Below are 667 nucleotides of genomic sequence, written 5' to 3'. Positions count from 1 at the left end.
CCGCCATATCCTCATAGGTTTCCAGCTCGCGTTCGGAGATCTGGGCGCGGACGTGTTCGGTAGTGAAGGTGATCCAGGACATCGGTTGTTAGAGAGAAAAAGCCCCGCCCGCGTGAGCGAACGGACGGGGCCTGACATGACACACAGGAGAGCTTGTTAGTTCTTCGCGGCTTCGATCGCGGCCTCCACGTCCGCCTTGATGATCGTGCCGTCGCTGCCAGTGCCTTTGATCGTCGTGAGATCGATCGAATGCTCCTCAGCCAACTTGCGGGCGGCATCGCTGACGTCCACCGTGGGCTTTTGCGGTTCCACTGGTGGCGGCGCGGATCGCTTCGGTTCGACAAGCTCGAGCTGCTTGAAGTGCAGACCGGTCGCGATATGCACCGCTCTCGGTCCGCCCGTGATGATCTTGCCTGATTCCAAGCGAACTCCGGCCACGCTGAATCCTTTCGGATCAATGATTCGGTATTGGTTCATGAGCTTAGGCGAGGACGTTGGAGAAGTAGTAACCGGCACCGTCAGCAACGACTTTCTCGTCGGTGAACTGGCGTGAGCGGACGACACGGGAATCAATTTCATTCTCGTCGTAAGTCAGGACGCTGATGCCACCGGAGCCGGAACCCTCGAGCGCGGTCCAGTTGTAGGTGCGGGCGAAGTTGAGCGACTT

At 58.9% G+C, this 667-nt stretch carries 1 protein-coding gene and 1 pseudogene; both read right to left on the bottom strand.

From position 1 onward, the window contains the following. Window positions 1-156 precede the first annotated feature (156 nt). Window positions 157-477: an E3 binding domain-containing protein gene (locus JIN85_RS20735; RefSeq protein ID WP_200274446.1), complete on the bottom strand. Its 321-nt coding sequence runs from the start codon at window positions 475-477 to the stop codon at window positions 157-159. A 4-nt stretch (window positions 478-481) separates the two neighbouring features. Next, window positions 482-667 (bottom strand): annotated as a pseudogene (locus tag JIN85_RS20730) (hypothetical protein); the annotation flags it as partial.

This window comes from Luteolibacter pohnpeiensis, assembly GCF_016595435.1.
Lineage (GTDB): Bacteria > Verrucomicrobiota > Verrucomicrobiia > Verrucomicrobiales > Akkermansiaceae > Luteolibacter > Luteolibacter pohnpeiensis.
Note: the sequence above shows the minus strand (reverse complement) of the source record. Positions and strands in the feature narration are given on the sequence as shown.